Consider the following 22,313-nt stretch of genomic DNA (forward strand, 5'->3'; position numbering starts at 1 on the left):
TAGTTCGGGAGCCGAGAACGAGGCAGGCGACGCCGGGAGTCGTCATCACCGTTTATCAGCGCCACCGGCAATACGGCGAGCCGCGATACCGCGACGTCTCACATCTCGATCAGGACTTTGCCGTCGACGCGCTTGGCGGCCTGCCTGAGGGCGTCGTCGGCGTTGTCAAGCGAGAAGGTCGACGTCACCATCGACCGGTTGTCGAGCTGGCCGCTCGCCATCAGACGGATGACTCTCGGGAACACCTGTTGCCCGGTATGGCCCTCAGATCCGTACAGCTGGGCACTGTTTCCCTGGTACTTCCGGAGCGCTATCTCCGGGTCGGAGCCGGCGTTACTGATGTGGACCACGTTCGCGCGTTCGGCTAACGTGTCTTCGATGACCGGATAGGTCTGGGAGACGGCACCGCTCGTCTCGACGTGGACATCGGCGCCTTCACCGTGGGTGACTCGCTGGACCGTCTCGACCGGGTCGACCTCGATCGGATTGTAGACGTGTTCGAACCCGAGATCACGGGCGATCTTGCGGCGCTGATCCGAGGGTTCGAAGGCGATCACCTTCGCCGCACCGGCCGCGCGCGAGACGTTCATCCCGGTGAGTCCGATGGGGCCGGCGCCGTGGTAGACGTGGTAGTCTCCGGGCCAGATGCCCTCTGCCCGCCCGAAGAGGCCGTAGTAGCAGATCGTGCTCGGCTCGACCGTCGCCGCCGCCCGGTAGAGCTCGTCTTCGTCGTCGTAGGTCCGTTCGAGCGACGCGACGCTCCAGCAGATCTTCTCGGGGACCGTGACGTACTCGGCGAACGCACCGTCCATCGTGAACCCGATCTGCTCGAAGTTCTCGCAGTGGCCGTGGAAACCCTGTCGGCACATCTGGCAGCGGGCGCAGTAGTCGGTCACCTCCGCGGTGACCGGTTCGCCGACGTCGAAGAGATCGGCGTCTGCGCCCGTTTCAACGACCGCTCCGGAGAACTCGTGCCCAGTGACGGTGGGGAACCGAGTGTATGCCGAGTAGTGCATGTACCCGTCGTCGTCTGTCTCGATCATCGAGACGTCGCTGCCGCAGACACCGGCGTACTTCACGCGGACCAGTACCTCGTCCGCCGCCGGTTCGGGCCGCTCGCGGTCTTCGATGCTCAGTTCCGGGTTTTTCCAGACCTGTGCGGAGTTCATCGCCCGGTGGCGCTGTCGTTCGTCGTCAGACAGGTCGTAGTCGGGGCGCGGACTCCACTCCGCGTCGATTTCGAGTGCTCGCATCGTTGATAAGGAGAATCCACCACGTAATAATTGTAGGGGGTCACCGCGTTGCCGCCCGTGGGCGATTGGACAGTCTAGAACGTCTGCCAGCCGCCGTCGACGTACACCATCTCCCCGGTCACGTAGTCGGCCTGTTCGCTCGCCAGGAAGAGGACGGTCGGCGCGATGTCCTCGGGGTATCCCGCCCGGTCGAGCGGAATCCGCTTCATCAGGTCCCCGGATGCGATGGACGCTTCCTTCTTTTCCGCACCGGCACCGAACTCCGTGGCGATGTGGCCCGGCGCGACTGCGTTGACCCGGATGTCGTGGTCGGCGAGTTCGAGTGCTGCGCCGCGGGTTATCATGCGGATGGCTCCTTTCGTAGAATCGTATGGAACCTGGTCCGCCTGTGCGAGGGTCGAACTAATCGAGGCGATGTTGACAATCACGCCGCCGTCACCCCTGTCGCGCATATCTGCGGCAGCCGCCTGTGTGCCGAAGAACACGCCGTTCGTGTTGATGCCGTGGATGGTCTCAAAAGTGTCCGGGTCCACGGACAGGAAGTCACCACGGGTGAACCACCCGGCGTTGTTCACCATGACGTCGACGCCGCCGTAATCACGGGCGGCCTCGACGACTGCCGCGATAGCGTCCGGGTCCGAAACGTCCGTCTCGACGTACTCGGCCGTACCGCCCGCGGCTTCGATGGCGTCGTGCGTCGGTCGGTCGGCGTCGGTGTCTTTCGGTTCGGCGTCGATGTCGGCATTCAGCACCGTCGCCCCGGCGTCGCCGAACGCAAGCGCGATTGCGCGACCGATACCGGAGCTACCGCCGGTGACGATGACAGTCTCCTCGCCGTATGCGAAGCTGGTCTGTCCCATATCTCTTAGTCCGGTTCCCAACAGATAAATCAGCCGATTCACCGACCTCGTGCGCAACATCTATGTAGCTCGGTGTAGACATTGCCCATGTATGACAAGCAAGCAAGAGCAGTCACCAGCGGTGACTGCAGTACCTGACACCGTCCGGAACTACGTCGGTGGCGAGTGGGTCACAGTCGAGGGTGACGACGGCCAGCCGGTGCTCAACCCAGCAACGAACGAGACGTTGGCGGAGACGACGTTCTCGGACCAGGCGACCGTAGACGAGGCCGTCCAGACAGCCAGCGAGGCGTTCGAAGAGTGGCGGGCCACCTCGCCCGTCGAGCGCGTCCAGTACCTCTTCGATCTCAAGCGGGAACTCGAAGACAGACAGGAGGCCATCGCACAGGCCCTCACTCGCGAGCACGGCAAGACGCTCGGCGAGGCCCGCGGGGAGATCCGTCGCGGAATCGAGAACGTCGAAGTCGCGGCCGGTATCCCGAACATGCTTCGGGAGGGGAGCGGCAACGTCGAAGGCGTGGCGACGAACACGGACGAACACGCCGTTCGGCAACCGCTCGGGGTGTTCACCGCCATCACGCCGTTCAACTTCCCGGCCATGATTCCGCTGTGGTTCCTGCCCTACGCCGTCGCGACCGGCAACGCCTTCATCCTCAAACCCAGCGAGAAGGTCCCGCTCAGTTCACAGCTCATCTTCGAGGCCGTCGACGCCGCGGGCTTCCCGGACGGCATCGTCAACCTCGTCAACGGCGGCGCCGACACGGTCAACACGCTGCTGGAACACGAGGACATCGCCGGCGTCTCGTTCGTCGGCTCGACCCCGGTCGCCCAGCACATCTACGAGACGGCCGCGAAACACGGCAAGCGCGTCCAGGCACAGGGCGGCGCGAAGAACTACGCCGTCGTCACGCCGGACGCCGAACTCGAGGAGGCCGTGCCCAACATCATCGGCTCGGTGTACGGCAACGCCGGCCAGCGCTGTCTCGCCAACGACGTCGTCGTCGGCGTCGGCGACGTCTATGACGACCTGCGCGAGGGGATTCTGGACGACGTCGACAGCCTGACGGTCGGCAACGGCCTCGAGGAGGACACCGACGTCGGGCCGCTCATCACGGGCGAGTCCGCAGAACGGGTCACCCAGATGGTAGACGACGCCGTCGAGGCGGGCGCTGACCTCGTCGTGGACGGCCGTGACTTCGAACATCCGGACTATCCCGACGGGAACTTCCTCGGCCCGACGCTTCTCGAGAACGTCACGACCGACATGGACATCACACAGACCGAGATCTTCGGCCCGGTGATGGCCATGGCAAAGGCCGAGGACTTGGACGAGGCAATCGAGATGGTAAACAGCACCGAGTACGGCAACGCCTCCTCGCTGTACACCGAGAACGGCGCCGAGGCCCGCAAGTACCGCTACGAGGTCGACGCCGGCAACATCGGCATCAACATCGGCGTCTGTGCCCCGATGGGCTTCTTCCACTTCGGCGGTCGGAAGGGGTCGTTCTTCGGGGACCTGCACGCCCAGGGCGAGGACGCGGTGAGCTTCTACACCGACAAGACAATCGAGATCCAGCGCTGGTACAGCAACAACTGAAGGCCTCGGTCCCAGCCTCGCTGTACGCCCGCTGTCGGCGGTTTTCACGGTTCGTACTGACAGTGGCGCCTGTGTGTCATTCGCGGCGAGTCGAGAGCGGACGTCAGTGAGAGTTATAGCAGGGTCATCTCTGGAGTGTCGCTTGCCGGCGTCAGTTCCTCGGGTGAGAGCGGTATCTCGTACTGTCGGCTGTGCGGCCCGAATAGATTGTCACGGGGGCGGCGGATATCTCCCAGTAGGGACAGGCGACAGTGTCAGTCGAACGATGAGGTAGGGGTCTGTTTGTCCAGGGCAGCCGAATACCCGTCTATCGCCTGATCGATGGAGTCCATCAGCAGCGAGATGTCTTTCCCGGCGATGAGGAAGTCAAAGCCCTGTGCCAGGCGTTCGTCGATCGCGTCGATATCGACGGTCAGCGTCCCGACTGGGACGCCCGTCGTCTCGCTCGTGTCTATAACCGGCTGGATGGCCTGGGTGAACTCCTCAGAGTCCCATTCGGCGAACATCCCGAGGGCACTGGAGAGGTCCGCCGGACCGACAAACAGCGCGTCGATGCCGTCGACGTTAGCGATCTCCTCGGCGTTCTCAAGCCCCGCTTCGGTCTCTATCTGTGCGATGGTCAGAATCGTGCCGTTGGCGTTCGTGACGTACTCCTCGAAGTTCCGACCGTAGTCCGTTGCTCGACTCCCCGCGATACCTCTGATACCCTCCGGCGGATATCGGATCGACTCGACGAGGGTTCGTGCTTCCTCGGCCGAGTCTATCATCGGGACCATGACGCCTGCTACCCCGATGTCGACGACCCGTTTCAGACGGACCGGATCGTTCCAGGGCACTCGAACGATTGTGTCTGTCCCGTTGTTCGCGGCGTCGACGCCGCGAGCCATCGTCTCGACCGTCTCGAGTGTCATCGTCGTGTGTTCCATATCGACCAGGACGAAGTCCAGGTCGAGCTGTGCTACGCCTTCCGCGACTTTCGGGTGACCAATGGAGAGCCACGTGCCGAGCGGATGGCCGTCTGAATCGATCAAATCCTTGGTGTTAGTCATAGCTGGGTGCATTTGGCCAGTATCGCCGGACTGAACTCTGTCCCGGCGACGACTGGCTCCCTGTGTCCCAACTGTACGTCGAGGTACAAAAATATACAGGCTTTTAATACCCCCTGAGACAGGACACTGAGGTCGGCGTCGAGACACCGACGAAGCGAGTGAACGCCCGATGGCGGCACCGGAAATTATAACATGGCAAACGATGAAACGACAGTTGATGCGATTCGGTACCACCTGCGACGGTGTCCCGTGTGCTACGCGGGGACTGCCGAGTCGTTGGCTGGCGACCTGTCGGCGTCCGACTGTGCGACCTGACACCGCCAGCCGATTCCCCAGATCGATTCAACCATGTACGAAGATTTCGCTTCCAAGCTCGCAGTGACCATGTGGGAAGACTTCGATGAAACGCCCCGGCGTGCTGACGGCCCCATAGCGGAGATAACCGACCTCGATACCGTGGTGGTCGACGGGAACTTCCCATGGACGATCGTCACCATCGAGACGAGCGAAGGGGTCACCGGCATCGGCGAAGCCTACCCTTCGCCCGGCGTTCACGAGATAATCACCGACTACCTTCGCCCCATACTGGTCGGCGAGAACCCGACCGACGTCGAACGGCTCTACAACCTCATGCGCGGGAGTCTTTCGGGGCGGGGCTCGCAGGAAGGGGTTGGCACGATCGCCATCAGCGGCGTCGAACTCGCCCTGTGGGACGCCGCCGGGAAGCTACTGGACCAGCCGGTGTACCAGTTGCTGGGAGGGAAGATGCGCGAGGAGGTAGCGGTGTACGCGGACTGTCACGCTGGCGAGGCCATGGTCGGGTCCGCCAAGGAGGGACAGGAAGAGTCCACATACCGGCCAGAAGCGTACGCGCAGGCCGCACGTGCGGCCGTCGACGACGGGTTCGACATCGTGAAGTTCGACCTCGATGTCCCCTCGGGGCGTGAGATAGATACGCTCTCGCGACACTTCGACCCGCCGGAGATAGCGCACAAACGACAGGTCGTCGACGCCGTCATGGAAGAGATCGGCGACGACGCGGAGGTGGCCGTCGACCTCCACTGGAACTTCAGTCCCGAAACGGCCGAGCGCCTCTGTCGGGCGCTCGAACCCTACGACCTCGCGTGGATCGAGGACCCGCTGCCCCCGGAGAACACAGACGCGATGCGCGAGCTCAAACGGCGCGTCGACGCGACGATCCTGACAGGCGAGAACCGCTACGGCCGCCACGGCTTTCGCGACCTCATCGAGGAGCAGGCCGTCGACTTTCTCGCGCCGGACGTACCGAAGACGGGCGGTATCGCCGAGACGAAGAAGATCGCAGATATGGCCGAGTCGTACTATCAGGCCCTCGTCCCGCACAACATCGGGAGTCCCGTCGCGACCGCGGCGACAGCACACGTCGGCGCTACCGTGCCGAACTTCATCGCACTGGAGTATCACGCCCGCGAAGTACCATGGTGGGAGGACCTGCTCGCCCGCGAGGACGACTTCATTCAGGACGGTCGGATCCGAATTCCCGACAGCCCCGGGCTCGGCATCGAACTGGACTGGGACGTCGTCGAACAGCATCGGAAAGAGTAGCGCCGCACCTCGCTTCGAAGTCACCTGCCGGAGGCAAATCCCACCGCTCTGTCCGGGCCCATCTGAGAGCTACGGGCCCCATCCCCTGAACACTGGTTTGTACCGGCTCAGACACCGTGAACGGGTATCTGACCCGAACATTGATTACAGTGCTATCTGAACGCAGAGGTATGCCACGGCTGAACGGCAGTGAAATCATCGCACAGTACCTCGAGAAAGAGGGCGTCGAGTACCTCGTCGGAATTCCGGGCCACGGGAGTACACTGATGATCGACGCGTTCAACGACTCCGACGTCGAGGTGTTCCAGCCCCGACACGAGCAGGGAGCGACCCACATCGCGGACGGCTATGCACGCGCAAACGGTGACCCGATCGTGGTGTACACCTCTATCGGGCCGGGCGCGACGAACACCGTAACAGGAGCGGCGACGGCGTTCGTCGACTCCATCCCGATGGTCATCCTCACCGGCGGGCCACAGACCCACGAGTACGGGCAGGGCATCCTGCAGGAGATAGAGCGCAAGCGCCCGGGCGATTTCCCGAACGTCATGGAACCGGTGACAAAGCAGACGTTCCAGGTCCACGACGTTGCGCACCTGCCGCGGACGATGCGGCGTGCGTTTCAGGAAGCCGTCACGGGGCGGCCGGGCCCGGTGCACGTCGAAATCCCGATGGACGTCCAGCACGCGACGGCGGACGTGGAGATCCCGGAACCGGAACAGTCACGCACTCAGCATCGGCCCGCCGGCGACCCCCGGTCGATAGCCGAGGCTGCGGACCTGCTCGAAGACGCAGACCGGCCGGTCATCGTCGCCGGCGGTGGCTGTCTGCTCGGCGAGGCATCGGAAGAGGTGCAGGACCTCGCCGAGTACCTCCAGGCGCCCGTCAGCCCGACGTTCCAGGGGAAAGGCGTGATTCCCGAAGACCACGACCTCTTCGTCGGGTACGCGGGGGCCTGGGGGACGACGGCAGCTAACGAACTCTGCAGTACTGCCGACGTGGTTCTCGCCATCGGAGTCCGGTTCTCCGACCTCCACACGTCGTCGTTCGACCCCGGTGTCAGCTTCGAGATTCCACCGACGAAACTCGTTCACGTCGACATCGACCCCCACGAGATAGGAAAGAACTATCCGGTCGAGGTCGGCGTCCAGGGCGACGCCAAGGTCGTAACGCGACAGATTCGACACGAGATCGCCGAGCGGACCGACCCGATCGATACCGACGGAAACGCGTACTACGAAGAGGTCCAGCGACGGTGGGACGAGTGGGAGGCGCGCATCCAGGAGCGCCACACCGACGACTCGATGCCGCTGAATATGGCCCGGGTCCTCGGCTCGCTCCGAGACGTGCTGGACCGAGACGCTATCGTCACGACCGGTGCCGGACATTCCCAGGACATCACGAACCCGGAGTTCCCCGTGTACGAGCCCGGGTCGAACATCTCCGCGGGCGGGTTCTCCACGATGGGCTTTGCGCTGCCGGCGGCAATCGGTGCGAAGCTCGGTGCTCCCGACCGGCAGGTCGTCTCTATCCAGGGCGACGGGAGCTTCCTGCACTGCAATCAGGAGCTCATCGCCGCCGTCCAGGGCGGCGTCGACGTGAACGTACTGGTGCTCAACAACCACGCGTGGCTCTCGATTCGGAACCTCCAGGTCACCCAGTCCGGGTGGGACCGCGTACTGGCGACCGAGTTCGACGAAGAGCACGACTACGACGCAGTCGGCATGGCCGAGACGATGGGCGTCGAGTACGCGGAACGGGTCTACGAGCCGGGCCAGCTCGAGGGGGCTCTCTCCGGGATGGTCGACCACGACGGGCCGGCGCTCGTCGAAGCGGTCGTCCAGCGGGAGACGACGGAGACGGGCGGCATCATGACTGGCGCGTGGCACCTCCCGGGACTCGGCGAGGGGTACGAATCCGCGGAACGACCCGACGACGAAACATCTGTGGAGGAAAGCGAAGCGGCCGGTGACGACTGAGCCCGCCGCCGGATTCACACCACGCCATCGCCGTCAGTTGTACACACGCTATCGCCGTAGTACATCGCAGCGTTTTCCCAGCGTCGTCGGAGACTACTGCGGGTCGTTGACCGGGTTCTCGGGAGCCGAGCCCTCGAGGACGCGGCGCACGTCCCGAGCAGCCCGACGTCGACGCTCATCGTTGGCCTCCTGAGAGAACCACGCGACGTGGGGCGTGAGTACGACGGACTCGAGGTCGCGAAGGGGGCTCTCGAACGGTGGAAAGGCGTCTCCCTGAGAAGACGGCTCCGTTTCGAACACGTCTAGCCCGGCGCCGGCGATCTCGTCTCCGCGCAGCGCGTCGACGAGGTCGTCTTCGACCACGAGGCCCCCGCGTGCGACGTTGAGGAGATACGCGGTGTCCTGCATCCGTTCGAACGCGGCAGCGTCCATCTTCCCGCTCGTCTCCTCGACGAGCGGTGCGTGCAGCGAGACCGCGTCGGCGACGTCCAGCACGTCTTCGAAGGTGGTCTTCTGGACGCCCGCCCGGGACATCTCCGCTTCGTCTACGTACGGGTCTGCCGCGATGACGTCCATCCCGAAGGCCTGTGCCTTCTCGGCGACGAGTTGCGCTATCGTCCCGAACCCGACGAGTCCGAGTGTCTGTCCGCGGAGCCGGTGAATCTGGTTCGTCGGCACGTCCTGTGCCCACACCCCGTCGTGCATGGCGGTATCGTACGTCGAGAGGTTGCGTTCGAGCGCGAGCAGGAGCATGATGGTGTGCTCTGACACCTCGTCCTGACAGTAGACGGGGACGTTCACGACGTGTATCCCGCGTGCGGCGGCGCGTTCGGTATCGATGCCATCGACACCGATACCACAGCGGGCGATGACAGCACACCGGTCGAGCGCATCGATAACGTCAGCCGTGTAGGGGGCTGCCAGGAGCCTGTCGACGACGGCGTCTACGTCGGCAAGTTCGCGGATCAGGTCGTCCGTAGTCTCGATATCCACCGGCCGGAGCGTCACGTCGAGCCCGTCGAATACTTCCCTTTCGACGCTCAGGTCGAACGCACTCCCCGCAGTGACGCCGACGGTTCTCTTCCTGGATGTTTCAGTCATACGACTGCGTGCATCTCTCTGACGGACTCAAAAGTAGTTTTCTATGCGACTGGCTTCAGTCACGGGACGAGGGGCGACAACGACCACGGGCGAGCCCAGGAAGACTGCAGAGATTCGACGGCACAGCTACGCTGGGGCGTAGTGAGATGGATCGCCACAACGGGGACGGAGGCCGCACTGATAGCGGCCGATTCGACGTAGCAACGACAGCGGGGCTCGATGGAAGCAGATAGCACGTGTTCGAACGCGCGTATCCGGCTGTGGTGCCACGCGGCGGCGAGTAACCGATGTGGAGCCACCAGAGATTAGTTACGGAATAAACAGTTGAACTCAACAGCATGATTTATTACGTAGGAAAGTCAGGGTCAAGATGTGACTCCAACTAGCAAGGCGGAGACAGACAGTGGTACTGGCACGAACGACTCGACCGGGTGGTCAGCCACGTCGCGGCGAAAGTTCATCGGCACAACCGCAAGTGTCGTAGCCCTCTCCGGTCTCGCCGGTTGCGGGGGTGGTGGGGATGGCTCCGGCGGCGACGGCGGCGGCGGTGACGGCGGCTCGACCGGTTCCGGGTCGAACCAGACTGCAGACGAACTCTCGGTTGCGGCGGTCGAGGGGTCCGGTCGGCTCTTCAAACGTCTCGCGGAGGAGTACGTGGCAGACGATACGGGAATTACGGTCAACGTCGAACTGTTCCCGTACGCGAACCTCTTCGAGAAGACGAACAGCGTCCTCTCGACGCAGGGCGACGCGTACGACATCGCGTTCATGGACGACCCGTGGTTCCCGCAGTTCGCCGGGCACGTCGACCCGATCAAGCAGTGGCTCCCGGAAGACCTTCCGACGGACCAGCTCATCGACACCACCGTGGACATCTCGACGTGGCCCACTCCGGGTGCGCCGAACATCCCGTCTGCAGAGGGGATGGACCAGAAGGTCCGCGGACAGGTCATCGTCGGGAACACGCAGCTGTTTGCCTACAACAGCGGGTACTACGATCAGGTCGGCGCAGACGAGCCAGAGACCTGGGCTGATGTCTACGAGGCCGGACAGAAGATCTCCGACCAGATCGACGGCGCGAACGGGTACATCATCCGCGGGAAGCGTGGCAACCCGGTGATGGCGAACTTCTTCGCCCTCGGTAACGCCGTCGGCGGAACGATGTTCGACGACGACTGGCGGTACAACTGGGCCGGCGAGGACGGAACGGAGGCGGTCCGGTTCTACGCCGAAGACCTCAAATCCATCAGTCCGGACGGGGTCACCTCGTTCGACAGCGACGCGGTACTCAACGGGCTGTCGAGTGGCTCTGCCGCACAGGCCCCGGCGTGGCCGTCGGCTGCATCGCTCCTGCTCGACTCCGAAGAATCCGAGGAAGCCGACAACATATCCTTCACGCCGATCCCGAAAGGCCACACCGGTGCGGAGCGACAGGCGCCGACCCAGGGGAACTGGATTATGGGCATCAACAGCTACACCTCCGACTCGAAGAAGCGAGCGGCCGGCGAGGTCATCCGTTCGGCCATCTCGAAGGAGGCACAGAACAAGTACGTCGAGCTGGGCGGTGTTCCGTTCCGTCACGACACCTTCGAGGACAACATGGACGCCCAGCCGTGGTTCCCGGCGCTGTACGAGAGCCTCCAGAACGCACAGTACCGGCCGCGTACGCCGCTTTACTCCGAGTTCGGGATCGGACACGGCGAGCTGCTCAACGCCGCGCTCGCCGGCGACCTCTCCCCGAGCGAGATGACCAAAGAGGCGAAAAGCCAGGTCGAGGGCATCCTCGCCAACGCCAATTACTACGAGTGAAACAGAACCCTATGGAACGCGACTTACCACCAGCCTCGACGTGTTTCTCCGATCGGTACGGAGCACTTCCAGGGCTATTCGGAGAGGATACCGATGGCGACTGACACCGATAGCGCGACAACGAGCACGGAGGTCGCGCAGTTCAGTACGGACACGTCCAGTCGCGAGGACGCGCTGCTGTGGGTCGACGACCACCTGAAGTGGTTGATGACACTTCCAGCGGTGCTTATCCTGTTTTCGCTGACGTTTTACCCGTTGCTTCGCGCACTCCAGTTCTCGACGCAGTCGTACCTACCGACCGGGACAGAGCCCGTGGGTATCGAGAACTACGTCCAGCTACTCAGCGACGGGGCGTTCATCAATTCGCTGGTCGTGACGGCGAAGTTCGTCGGCGTCGCCGTCGGCGTCGAGTTCGTGCTCGGGTTCGCCATGGCGCTGGTGCTGAACAAGAAAATAAAGGTCCGTGGGCTCTGGCAGACGTTGATACTCATTCCGATGATCCTCTCTCCGACTGTCATCGGCCTGATCTGGCGACTGATGTACGCGCCCAACGGACTGTTGGACTTCATCGCTGCACCGTTAACCGGGGGGGCGAACGTCGGCTGGATCAGCGAGACGAGCATCGCGCTGTACTCGGTTATCCTCACCGACATCTGGCAGTGGACGCCGTTCGTCGTGCTGGTGCTGTTTGCAGGGCTGCAGTCGGTCCCGGACGATGTCAGTGAGGCGGCGATCATGGACGGCGCTTCCCGACGGCAGCGGTTCATGCACATCACGATGCCGTATCTCAAGTCGCTGATAGTGCTGATCCTGATCATTCGACTGGTGGACGCTCTCCGCGTGTTCGCGAAGGTGTTCATCCTCACCCGCGGCGGTCCGTCCGACGCGACGAACGTCATCAGCATGGAGATGTACCGGACCGCGTTCCGGTTCAACAACTTCGGCGAAGCGTCCGCGATGGCCGTGTCGCTACTCGTGTTAGTGTTGATACTGGCCATGAGCTTCGTCAAGATCGCTAACGTGGAGTTCGGATCATGACTACGAAACAGGACACCCCGGTCGAAACGATGCCCTACACGGAACCGTCAGGGCTGGAGAAGCTACACGAACGCCTCACTGAACTGGGACTGACGAAGCTCGGCGTCTACAGCGCTCTCGCCGTCTTCCTCGTCTGGACGCTGTTCCCGGTCTACTGGCTGGTGACGGCGACCCTGAAGACCAGGGAGACCCTGTTGTCGTTCCCGCCGCAGTGGATACCGGTCGACGCGCAGTTTGGGAACTTCGCGCGACTGTTCGCAGAGCGGCCGGAGTTCGTGACGTTCATCACGAACAGCGTCATCATCACTGTCGTCACGACAATCGTCGCGACGACGATCGGGGCGATGGCCGCCTACGCGTTCGTCACGTTCGAGTACCCCTACAACCTGGATTTCCACCTGCCGTTCTACATCCTGTCGACGCGGTTCATGCCGCCGATCGTCACGATCATCCCCCTGTTCGTCATCTTCCGTGGATTCGGACTGGTGAACACGCTCCGCGGGCTCATCCTCGTCTACACGATGTTCAACATCCCGTTCGCCGTGTGGATGATGAAGGGGTTCTTCGAGGAGGTCCCGGAGAGCCTCATCGAGTCCGCGATGATCGACGGCCACACCCACCTGGGTGCGTTCTTCAAGATCGTGCTACCGCTCGTGAAACCAGGGCTCATCGCCTCAGCGATCTTCACGACGATTATCACGTGGAACGAACTGCTGTTCGCGGTGATCCTCGCACAGAGCTCGCAGGCGATCACCGTGCCTGTGGGGCTCGCTTCGTTCGTGACGAAGTTCTCGGTGCAGTGGATCAACATGAGTGTCGCGGCGACAATCGCCCTCGTGCCAGTCCTGGTGTTCGCGTTCATGGCGCGCCAGCAACTCGTCCGCGGGTTCAGCATGGGGGCGGTCGGCAAATGAACGCCGACTGCCGTCCACTGTCGGTCGTTCGTGCCGGACAGTCGGCACCGAATCGATTCACTACGACAACGGAGGTTTCCAAGCAATGGTAACTGTCGAATACGACTCAGTCAAGAAGGCGTATGGCGAAACGATAGCCATCGAGGACATCGACCTCGAGGTCAACGACGGGGAATTCACGATTCTGCTGGGCCCGAGCGGGTGCGGAAAGACGACCACGCTCAGGTGTCTGGCCGGGCTCACGGAACCGACGTCGGGAACGATAACGCTCGACGACCACGACGTGACCGACGTGCACCCGAAAAACCGGAACATCGCGATGGTGTTCCAGAACTTCGCGCTGTACCCGCACATGACCGTGCGGGAAAACATCGGCTACCCGCTGAAAGTCGCCGGCGTCGACAAGACCGAACGGCAAGACCGGATCGACGAGGTCGCGGAGACGCTGGAGATTCCGGAACTGCTCGACCGGGACATCGCCAATCTGAGCGGCGGGCAACAACAGCGTGTCGCCCTGGGTCGGGCAATCATCCGCCGTCCGGCGGTGTTCCTGATGGACGAGCCGCTGGCGAACCTCGACGCGAAGCTCAAAATCAGCATGCGAAGTCGGATCAAGGTCCTCCAGCGCGAGATGGATATCACCACACTGTACGTCACTCACGATCAGGAGGAAGCGATGTCGCTCGGTGACAAACTCGTCGTGATGGACAAGGGCAGCATCCAGCAGATCGGGACCCCCGACGAGGTGTACCACCAGCCGGTAAACCGGTTCGTTGCCGGCTTCATCGGGTCCCCGTCGATGAACTTCATCGAAGTCACCCACTCGGAGGGACGGATTCAAGCCGTCGACGCCCCGGAAGCCTTCGACGTGTCGCTCGACGACACCGCTGCGAGTCGATACACCGGGACCGAGCAGATGACACTCGGGGTCCGACCGCAGTACTTCACCATCCACACGGAGGATACTGCCAACGCCATCGAGGCCGTGGTGAAAGTGACCGAACCACAAGGTGACGAGCAAATCGTCGAACTGGAGGCCGAAGACGTGAGTCTGACCGTCGTCGCACCGAGCACTATCGATGCAACTCGGGGCGATACCGTGTGGCTGACGCTGGAAGACGAACTCGTCCACGGCTTCGACAGCGAAACCGGGGAACGGATCGGTGACCCCAAGGAGATGGTTGCTGCGACGCGCGCCTCCTCCTCGACCGAGTCACAGCCGTAGTCACGACCGCTTCGCCGCACCCAGTTCTCCCGTCCGCTCCCGAACAGTCCGGTACTACCCCGCAGGTCGATACTCTCTGAGGATGTCCGGTCAGGACACAGTTGATGACTCGACACGACACCGCGCTGGAGACGGTGAATTGCCGGTGACCTCTGGAACGGGTGCTACCAACGCGGCAGTTCCGATACGCAGACCGCCGGTGCGGGAATGGGTGCACACTGTACACCGCAAGCCTTGCTGGACCGTCCCGTCACCGTTCGAAGGACACGACCGTTTTTATCGTGTCATCGGAGTCGTCCAGCGCCGCCTCGACTTCCTCGACAGCGTAGACACCGCTGACGAGTTCCTCGAGAAGTGATTCGGGGGTGTCACGCAGCCATTCGACTGCGGCCTGAAAGTGGGGTTTCCGGGAGTTGACCACGCCGAGGATACCCTTGTTGTTCACGACGATATCCGAGTGGAACTCGCCGCCGTCGATTTCGAACGCGCTCTCGCCTGGTATCCCTTGGAGTGTCGCGATGCCGTTGGGGCCGAGCGCGCTCACAGCCTCGACGGCATGACGGGGGTAGCCGGTGGTCTCGAAGATGAAATCCGCAGGGCAGTGGACGTCTGGGAACGCACTCAACTCGGTCTCGCGTGAGTCGACGTACGTGGCGCCGACAGATTCGATGAACGCTATCGTGGGGTCGGGTCGGTCGCGCCGGCCCAGACAGTACGTCCGGTCGAACTCCTGGCCCGTCGAGAGGCGGGCAAGCGCCAGCAAGCCGAGGTTCCCGTTGCCGAGGACGAACGCACTCTCCGGCCGCCAGTCGAATCCGGACCGAGCAGTGAACGCCTGTTCCAGCGCTTTCTCGACTATGCTGGCTGGTTCGGCCAAGAAGCCGTAGTCTCTCCGGCTCTCCGGTACAGAAACGAGATACGTCGGTTCTGCAGTCAAGTACTCGGCCATGTACCCGTGTGCACCCGTGATACCGCACTCGTGGACGGTCCCAGGCGGCGCCATATCGAGTGTCGCCTTCTCGGCGAAGCGCGATGCCGGGTCTTTCGGCCTTCGGACCAGTGCGGTGACGACGTCACCGGGTTCGAACCGACTGCCGTTGGGTTCCTCGACGACGCCGACGACTTCGTGTCCGATGACCAGGTGGTCGTCCCCATCGGGACAGTCGCCACCGATTTCGCCGGCGACGATTCGCCTGTCGGAGCCGTCGACACCGACGTGGAGCGTCCGAACGAGCACTTCGTCCTCGGCCGGTTCTGGTTTTGGTTTCTCGATGACGCGCAGGTCCGGTCCCGCCGGATAGAGTGCTACGGCTTGCATTGCAACACCGACTGCTACAGTTCGCAGACGTCATTAACACTTCGCTCGCACCCACACGGGACGAATGGTAAGCCCCGACCCGCGGCTGAAAACGATTGCGACTGCGTCACTCACCGGTCCGCGGCGTCTCCCCGCGATAGGTCCGGAACAGGTCGATGATAACGCGCAGGTCCTCGCGCGCTTCAGCGAAGGTCGTCCGGACTGGTGTCTCTCCCGCTGTGCATCGCATGAACTGCTGTAGTTCCCGCTTGAACGGTTCTTCGTACGACGGCGTCTCCACCGTGTCGGTCAGTTCTTCGGTTCCCTGTCTGATACGGAGTTCAGTCGGCGTGTTCCTGATGAACGGGTTCGAGAAATCGACGGAGACCATCCCGTCCGGAGAATCGACGCGAATTGACTCTTCGAACCACTTCCGGTCGCTGTCGCCGCTCTCCAGGAGACACGCGACACCGTCCTCGTAGGTCATGTGAGCCGTCGCGTAGCGGCCGTCGGCCAGCACGTTGACGTGGTCGATGCGTTCCACGTCGCCGAACAGCCCCCGGAGTGCGTTCACGTCGTGACAGACGTGTTCGAGCTGGAAGTCGTAGGCCTCGACGAGCGTCTCGTCGTCCGTCCCGATGGCCTGCTCGATATCAGCCCGCCGCTTTGCGCTGCTCTCCTCGATGACCGATTCGGGCGGCGACCCCGGAACCAGGTCGTACACCTCCTCGATGATCCGGAAGTGGTCGGGGTCGACGTCGTAGGCGGTGACGAGGTCTATCTGGTCTAGCTCGCCGACGACTTCCTGGGCCCGTTCGTAGGACGGGTCGTAGCGTTTCATGTAGGCGACCATCGCCGTTGCTTCGCTCTCTTCGGCCGCCTCGACCAGCCGGTTTGCGTCTTCGAGCGTCGCCGCGAGCGGCTTTTCGACCAGCGTATTGACGTTTGCACCGAGCGTGTCGACGGCGACGTCTGCGTGTGCGTGTGACGGTGTGAGCACGACGACGGCGTCGAGTTGGTCACCGACGTCCGCGAGGAGTTTCTCGTGCCCGGCGTATACGTGCGGGACGTTGTATCGGTCCGCGAGAGTCTCCGCTCTGTCTTCTGCGGGGTCGACGAACGCGTGGAGCTCGGCCTCCTGTAGCTCGGCGAGGTAGGGGATGTGCATGACCTGTGCGACGAGGCCGCAGCCGATGATTCCGAATCGCATTACTGTCACTTCCGCGTCGCAGTTTTTATACCTTCGGGTGGGTTCGTCCGCGAGCGGTGTCTCGGTCCTACCGCGGACAGTCGGTAAGGTCGCCCCACTTGCTCCCTCGATGGACTCCGCAGTCATCGTACGTTCGTTCCGGCGGAACGGGCATCGTAGTCGGTGCGGAACGAGTGCAGTTGACGCGAGGCTCGAATACGGTACCCGTGGAGCGGTGCCCCCGTACCGTCGCTCACTCGGCGGTTATCTGTCGCCAGTGCTCGTAGTTCTCCATCGCGTGGACCAGCGCTTTTTCGGTCTGGTTCTCGATCTCGATGGTGTAGTGGCCGTCGTACCCGATGTCCTCGAGCGCATCGTTGACCGCCGCGAAATCGAGGATTCCCTCCCCCAGGTCGGTGAACGACCGGAAGTAGTTGATGACGTGGTCGAGGTGGAAGTCCCCCTCGGTGAGGCTGTCTCGGACCTCGGCAAAGCCCGTCGGCGGGGCCACGTCCTTGAGATGGACGTACGCGATGTCGTCGCCGAACCGTTCGATACCGTCGGTCACGTCACCGTCGGGGAAGTGCTCACCGTAAGGATAGTAGTGAGCGGTGTCCCAGAGCAGTTCGAGGCCGTCGACGGCGTCCAACAGCTCACGGGTTTCCGCCGCGCTCTCGACGTGTGTCGCGCCGTGGTGGTGGACCAGTGGCGTCACGCCAGCGTCGGTCGCGGCCTCTGTGAGCCGTCTGAACCACTGCTTGACCGTTCCGTCGTCCACTCGGCCACGTTGCGGTGGCAGGAGACCGAGATACTCGGCACCGAGGTCGGCGACGCCTGGTACGTCCGCGACGACTCTGTCGACGGCAGCTTCCGTTTCGAGCCACTCGCTCATCACGCAGTAGAGGTCGAGACCGTTCTGTTCCAGCAGTTGTCCGACGGTGTCGAACCCTGTGGCTCGCACCTTCTCGAGCCCGATCTCTGCGCCGTCGTATCGACAGGCTGCGATGTCACGGAGGGCCCGGTCGAGGTCGGTCGCGTCGTACATGATAGTCGTGTATCCAACGCCCATACACCTTCAGGGAACGCGTGATGATAAATAGATTCGGGTGAGAACGCGTCCGGGAGAGGAACCGTACCCGCTCCAAAGCGGAGCTACCAGGTCATCCAGCCTGGGTCCTCACAGCGGTGGGTCCGGTCGATGGCGTCGATGCGTGCGATATCCTCTGTGTCGAGGTCGACCGAGCGTGCCCGGAAGTTGTCTCGAAGGTGGTCGACCGAACTCGTTCTCGGGATAGCGGCCACGCCGTCTTTCGAGCGGAGCCAGGCGAGGCTCACGACCGCTTCGGAGACGCCGTGTTTCTCGGCCACCGCCGAGATAGCGTCTACGTCGAACACTTCGGTCTGTGCCAGCGGTGAGTACGCGACCACCTGTGTGTCACTGTCTGAGAGAAATTCACGGAGCTCGTGCTGTGGGAGCAGTGGGTGCATCTCCACCTGCAACGCGTCGATCGGGACGTCGAGGAGGTCCCTCGCGAGTTCGAGGTCGGCAACTGTGTAGTTGCTGACCCCGAGATTGTCCACCCGCCCGTTCGCAACGCGGTCTTCGAGGACTGGTAAGACAGTTTCGATGTCGGCCTGGCTGCGCGGCCAGTGGTGATACAGGAGGTCGATGCGGTCCAGTCCGAGTCGTTCGAAGCTCTCCTCGACCGCTCTCTCGACGTACTCGGTGGTCTTTTCGGGTTCCTCGAAATGGGCGACCTTCGTCGCGACGAGCAGGTCGTCGCGGTCGACATCCGCGTTTGCGATGGCTGTGCCGACGTCCGCCTCGTTACCGTAGAGCCGTGCAGTGTCGATGTGTCGGTAGCCGTGTTCGATGGCTGCCTGGACGATATCTGTGCCATCCGTTCCAGTGAGCGAGTACGTTCCGAGTCCGATTTGTGTCCGGCTGTCGAACATATCAGCACATACTCAAGCGGGACGTAAGTTCGTATCGGCTTCGTTGTACGGGGTCATCGGATTTCCGTCTCACCGCCCCTCGCAAACAGCAACAGCCACAGCGCTCCGTGGTTCGAATTTCTCACCGGTGTTCCGACAGGCCGGACCGTGGAGTGCTCGCCCGGCGTCGTAGCTCGTCAAGCGCTACGACACAGTGTCTGACCGCATCCGTCTCTCCGTTCGGTCTGTCCGAACCAGATTCACGGCTCCCGATGAGAGTAGCCCTGTCACCGGGACAGGAGGTGGGTATAAACCGATATCCCTCTGCTGCCGCCGCGGACCGTTCGTGTTAGCCGAACACAATCCGCTGTGAGAATAACAACAGTACACCTGTTAAGAAATTGGCTACGGTGTATGTTACCACGGTACGGTGAGACAGCACGTTCGGGAGATTCGAACGCCGTGTCACAGCCTGCTATTACAGCTATTGCCCAGCGCACAGTTATCTCACGTACTGGCGGATTGGGCCCGCCAGCCTCATCTGAGAGGTGATGGGCAGGCGGCCGGCCCATTCCAGACAGGTCGGTGTGTGAATCGTGTCTGTTGTCACTATATACACCCCTATCTCTATCTGAAATCGGTGTATTGGGTTTTATAACCGGGCCTCTGACCCTGTATTTCGAGGTTTAGACGAACTCTCGGAAACAGTGACGGCATCAGTCCGACTTCCTCGAAAGACCAGGCGCTAAATGCAGCCAGCAGCGGATGTGATGAGGACGGCTACATCCGGTGGCCTACTGGTGTCGAGGGCCGGCGTGTCAGAGTTCCGGCTCGTCCAAGTTGACATACACGGTCTTCGTTTGCTGGTAGTGGTCTATTGCTGCCTCCCCAAGGTCGTGCCCGATACCCGACTGCTTGAATCCGCCATACGGGCCCTCGGGGCGTATGGGGCCGTACGCATTGACGTAGATGATTCCTGCATCGATGTCCGCGGCGGCTCTGTGGGCGAGACTTGTCGACTCGGTCACGATACCGCCGGCCAGGCCGAACTCGGTGTCGTTCGCGATTGCGATCGCGTCCTCGTAGGTCTGGAACGATTGGACGGTCTGGACCGGGCCGAAGATCTCCTCCTGTGCGATACGCATCTCGTTTTCCACGTCGGTGAACACGGCCGGTTCCAGGTAGTGGCCGTCGGCGAGTGCCGGGTCACTCGGCGGGCCGCCGCCAGTTTCGAGCGTCGCGCCCTCGTCCTGACCGATTTCGATGTAGTTCGACACAGTCTCGAACTGGTCGCCGTTGGTCAGCGGCCCCAGTGTCGTGTCGTCGTCGAGGGGGTCACCGAGCGTGTACGACTGTGCCCGGTCGACCAGTTGAGCGACGAACTCGTCGTGGACGTCCTCGTGGACGATAGCGCGCGAGAGCGCGTCACAGATCTCACCGGTGCTGTAGTAGACACCGGCCGCGGCGGCGTCGACGGCCGTCTCCAGATCCGCGTCCGGGAACACGACGAGCGGGGACTTCCCGCCCAGTTCGAGCGTGACCGGGGCGATCCGCTTTGCGGCGACTCGCATGACTTCCGTTCCGACAGCGCCGCTTCCCGTGAACGAGAGCTTCCGGACGTCGTCGTGTTCTGTCAGTGCGGAGCCCGTGGTCGCTCCGCTCCCGGTGACAACATTGACGACACCGGCAGGGAAGATTTCGGCTGATAGCTGTGCCATTCGAACCGTCGTCAGAGGTGTGTGTACGGACGGTTTCAGGACGCTACAGTTCCCGGCGGCCAGAGCCGGTCCGAGCTTCCAGGCGGCCGCCCAGGCCGGGAAGTTCCAGGGCGTGATCTGCCCGACAACCCCGTATGGTTCCGCCCGAGTGTACATGTGCAGGTCCTTCTGTGCCGGAATCTGGCTCCCGTGTTGGGTCCGGGCGACCGACGCGTAATACTCGAGGGTACTGAGGGCCCCTTCGACCTCACCGCGGGCCTCCGCAAGTGGCTTGCCGGTGTCCAGACATTCAAGCAGAGCCAGTTCGCTGAGATGGTTCTCCAGCACCCCGACCCACTCGAGCAGGCGCTGTGAGCGGTCCGTCGGCGTCGTGTCGCCCCACGCTCCATCGTAGGCATCCCAGGCGGCCGCGACAGCGCTGTCGACGGCTGCGTCGTCACAGACAGACACCGTTGTGATTTGCTCACCGATGACCGGGTCGCGTGTCGGAGTGGTCTCCTCGTACGATACCGACTGACCGTCGATCCACGGGTCGATCACGAGGCCATCGAGTGCGTCGGAGTGGGCCTGCAGGTGCCGTTCCCGGATGGCGTCGCGCTTGTTGGTTCCGGACATCTCTCAGGCGAACTCGTTGACCACCGGAATACCGATCGTCTGGTAGTCGGTCATGGCGGCCAGTTCGTCGCTGACCTCCTCCAGCCCGATCTTGTCGGTGATCACAGCCCCGGGGTCCAGTTTCCCGTTCTCGACAAGTCGGAACATCTCGCCGTACTTCGAGGGTGGGAGGCCACTGGAGCCTTGCACTTGAATCTCGTTCATGACGATTGTGTCCGTGGGGAGGGAGTTGTACCCGTGCTGTTCTTTCGTCGTCAGCCCGATCTGGATATGGCGGCCGCGAGTTCTGAGCGATTCGATGGCGTTCTGGCAGGTCTCCTCGATACCCAGTGCGTCTAACGAGACGTGTGCACCCCCGTCCGTGATATCCCGTACCTCCTGAACCGGGTCGTCGACTTCGGCCGCGTTGACGGTATCGATAGCGCCCAGGTCCGCTGCCATCTCGAGTTTCTCGTCCATCAGGTCGACGCCGATGACGTTTCCCCCCAGTGCATCGGCGATGTGGACCGCGGAGAGCCCGATACCGCCGAGTCCCTGGATGACGACATATTCTCCCCTGCTCACGTCGGCCTGGTGAGCCATGCCGCGGTAGGACGTCATGAACCGACAGCCCATCCCCGCCACCTCGACTGGGTCCACGCTGTCGGGGAGTTTCACGGCGTTGATGTCGGCGTTGGGGATGGGGACCTCCTCCGCGAAGGCCCCCGGGGCGCCGGGCTGGAATCCGAGACCCAGGTGGTTCTCACACAGGTTCTCGTAGCCGACGCGGCACTCGTGACAGTGGCCGCAGGCGAAGTTGAACGGGATGGCGACCGCGTCACCCTCCTCCACACTATCGACATCCTCGCCGACATCGATGACTGTCCCGGAGGGCTCGTGTCCGAGAATGTGCCCCAGCGGTGGCTTGTAATCGAACCAGTCCCAGTTACCGACCCAGCCGTGCCAGTCGCTGCGACAGACCCCGCAGGCGTCGACTTTCGCGATGACCCCGTCAGCATCCGGCTCCGGGCGTTCCACGTCTTTGATTGCAAGTGGCTCCTCGTACTCCTCTAACACAGCTGCTCGCATACAGCCTGCCAGTCGTTGGCATCTGGTAAAAAGATTGTCCTGTTCCGGATACCACTGGCGACGATTACCCAGAGGGGAAATC

The 22,313-nt window shown here is 62.7% G+C and carries 17 protein-coding genes; 7 read left to right on the forward strand and 10 right to left on the reverse strand.

Annotated elements, in window-relative coordinates; translation table 11 throughout:
- Positions 1-98: 98 nt before the first annotated feature.
- Complete coding sequence (gene iolM / locus KZ498_RS01370; RefSeq protein ID WP_312616168.1) at positions 99-1,253, reverse strand: scyllo-inosose 3-dehydrogenase; 1,155 nt, start codon at positions 1,251-1,253, stop codon at positions 99-101.
- A gap of 74 nt (positions 1,254-1,327) precedes the next feature.
- A complete protein-coding gene (locus KZ498_RS01375; RefSeq protein ID WP_312616170.1) occupies positions 1,328-2,113 on the reverse strand; it encodes a glucose 1-dehydrogenase in 786 nt (261 codons plus the stop codon).
- A 91-nt stretch (positions 2,114-2,204) separates the two neighbouring features.
- Between KZ498_RS01375 and KZ498_RS01380 the strand changes: the two genes are divergently transcribed.
- On the forward strand, positions 2,205-3,710 hold the full coding sequence (locus KZ498_RS01380) for a CoA-acylating methylmalonate-semialdehyde dehydrogenase (RefSeq protein ID WP_312616172.1): 1,506 nt from the start codon (positions 2,205-2,207) through the stop codon (positions 3,708-3,710).
- Between the two features lie 254 nt (positions 3,711-3,964).
- On the opposite strand, the gene KZ498_RS01385 is transcribed toward KZ498_RS01380, so the two are convergent.
- A complete protein-coding gene (locus tag KZ498_RS01385; protein WP_312616174.1) occupies positions 3,965-4,759 on the reverse strand; it encodes an aldolase/citrate lyase family protein in 795 nt (264 codons plus the stop codon).
- A gap of 348 nt (positions 4,760-5,107) precedes the next feature.
- Here KZ498_RS01385 and KZ498_RS01390 point away from each other — a divergent pair, with 348 nt between their 5' ends.
- Positions 5,108-6,343 carry a mandelate racemase/muconate lactonizing enzyme family protein gene (locus tag KZ498_RS01390; RefSeq protein WP_312616176.1) on the forward strand — a complete coding sequence of 412 codons (1,236 nt, stop codon included), beginning with the start codon at positions 5,108-5,110 and terminating at the stop codon, positions 6,341-6,343.
- A gap of 170 nt (positions 6,344-6,513) precedes the next feature.
- Positions 6,514-8,322, forward strand: coding sequence for a thiamine pyrophosphate-binding protein (locus KZ498_RS01395; protein WP_312616178.1), 1,809 nt, complete (start codon positions 6,514-6,516; stop codon positions 8,320-8,322).
- Between the two features lie 93 nt (positions 8,323-8,415).
- Here the strand turns inward: KZ498_RS01395 and KZ498_RS01400 are convergent, their stop codons facing one another.
- Positions 8,416-9,423 carry a C-terminal binding protein gene (locus KZ498_RS01400; RefSeq protein WP_312616180.1) on the reverse strand — a complete coding sequence of 336 codons (1,008 nt, stop codon included), beginning with the start codon at positions 9,421-9,423 and terminating at the stop codon, positions 8,416-8,418.
- Between the two features lie 372 nt (positions 9,424-9,795).
- Between KZ498_RS01400 and KZ498_RS01405 the strand changes: the two genes are divergently transcribed.
- The 4 genes from KZ498_RS01405 to KZ498_RS01420 all read left to right on the forward strand — a co-directional run bounded on the left by KZ498_RS01405 (position 9,796) and on the right by KZ498_RS01420 (position 14,409).
- Complete coding sequence (locus KZ498_RS01405) at positions 9,796-11,232, forward strand: extracellular solute-binding protein (protein WP_312616181.1); 1,437 nt, start codon at positions 9,796-9,798, stop codon at positions 11,230-11,232.
- Positions 11,233-11,325: 93 nt separating this feature from the next.
- Positions 11,326-12,270, forward strand: a complete 945-nt coding sequence (locus KZ498_RS01410; protein WP_312616182.1) for a sugar ABC transporter permease — start codon at positions 11,326-11,328, stop codon at positions 12,268-12,270.
- Positions 12,267-13,184, forward strand: coding sequence for a carbohydrate ABC transporter permease (locus KZ498_RS01415; RefSeq protein ID WP_127015149.1), 918 nt, complete (start codon positions 12,267-12,269; stop codon positions 13,182-13,184). Before KZ498_RS01410 ends, KZ498_RS01415 begins: the two co-directional genes overlap by 4 nt.
- Before the next feature lie 85 nt (positions 13,185-13,269).
- On the forward strand, positions 13,270-14,409 hold the full coding sequence (locus tag KZ498_RS01420; protein WP_312616186.1) for an ABC transporter ATP-binding protein: 1,140 nt from the start codon (positions 13,270-13,272) through the stop codon (positions 14,407-14,409).
- Between the two features lie 250 nt (positions 14,410-14,659).
- On the opposite strand, the gene KZ498_RS01425 is transcribed toward KZ498_RS01420, so the two are convergent.
- The 6 genes from KZ498_RS01425 to KZ498_RS01450 form a co-directional block, all read right to left on the reverse strand.
- Positions 14,660-15,727 (reverse strand): glucose 1-dehydrogenase, encoded by a 1,068-nt coding sequence (locus KZ498_RS01425; protein ID WP_312616188.1) that lies wholly within the window; start codon positions 15,725-15,727, stop codon positions 14,660-14,662.
- A 106-nt stretch (positions 15,728-15,833) separates the two neighbouring features.
- Positions 15,834-16,916: a Gfo/Idh/MocA family oxidoreductase gene (locus tag KZ498_RS01430; RefSeq protein WP_312616190.1), complete on the reverse strand. Its 1,083-nt coding sequence runs from the start codon at positions 16,914-16,916 to the stop codon at positions 15,834-15,836.
- Between the two features lie 232 nt (positions 16,917-17,148).
- Positions 17,149-17,964 (reverse strand): sugar phosphate isomerase/epimerase, encoded by an 816-nt coding sequence (locus KZ498_RS01435; RefSeq protein ID WP_312616192.1) that lies wholly within the window; start codon positions 17,962-17,964, stop codon positions 17,149-17,151.
- An 83-nt stretch (positions 17,965-18,047) separates the two neighbouring features.
- Entirely contained in the window at positions 18,048-18,851 is an 804-nt protein-coding gene (locus tag KZ498_RS01440) for an aldo/keto reductase (protein ID WP_312616194.1), read from the reverse strand.
- A gap of 797 nt (positions 18,852-19,648) precedes the next feature.
- A complete protein-coding gene (locus KZ498_RS01445; protein ID WP_312616195.1) occupies positions 19,649-21,163 on the reverse strand; it encodes an aldehyde dehydrogenase family protein in 1,515 nt (504 codons plus the stop codon).
- Between the two features lie 3 nt (positions 21,164-21,166).
- Entirely contained in the window at positions 21,167-22,231 is a 1,065-nt protein-coding gene (locus tag KZ498_RS01450; RefSeq protein ID WP_312616196.1) for a zinc-dependent alcohol dehydrogenase family protein, read from the reverse strand.
- Between the last annotated feature and the right edge of the window lie 82 nt (positions 22,232-22,313).

This window comes from Haloarcula sp. 1CSR25-25 (assembly GCF_032027985.1).
Lineage (GTDB): Archaea > Halobacteriota > Halobacteria > Halobacteriales > Haloarculaceae > Haloarcula.